The 576-nt window shown below is 62.7% G+C and carries 1 protein-coding gene; it reads left to right on the plus strand.

The window, feature by feature from the left end:
• The coding region (locus A3730_RS15630) for a succinylglutamate desuccinylase/aspartoacylase family protein (protein ID WP_197477496.1) at positions 1–524 on the plus strand (524 nt) is incomplete at its 5' end.
• Between the last annotated feature and the right edge of the window lie 52 nt (positions 525–576).

Genomic DNA, 576 nt, shown 5'->3' on the forward strand with positions numbered 1-576 from the left:
CCGTGGTGATCAACTCGGTGCTGGGCGAAGGCACGCTGCGTGAAGTGGCGGAAGCCCAGGGCATTCCGGTTATCACTTACGAAGCCGGCGAGGCGCTGCGTTTTGACGAGTCCTGCATTCGTGCTGGCGTCAAAGGCGTGCTCAACGTGATGCATCATCTGGGTATGACCGGTTCTCGCCGCACCAAGGCACCCGCCGAGCCCTACATCGCCCGCTCCTCCAGCTGGGTTCGTGCCGAGCGTGATGGTGTCTTCCTGTCCCTGGTGGCCCTGGGTGCCTGGATCAAGAAAGGGGATTTGATCGGCCGTATCTCCAGCCCCTTTGGCGGCGATGATATCAATATCCACGCCCCTGCCGCCGGCATTCTGGTGGGCCGTAACAACCTGCCCCTGGTCAACGAAGGCGAAGCCCTCTACCACATCGCCCGTTTCGAGGAGGTGGGGGAAGTGGCGCAATCCCTGGAAGAGTTCACCCACGATATCGAGGAAGGGCCGACCCTGTCGGGGGAGCCGCCGATCGTATAATTCGGCTCGCGCCTGTGGCCACTCAGGCCAGGCGTCATGCAAACGCGCGCTG

Source organism: Alcanivorax sp. HI0044 (assembly GCF_001634945.1).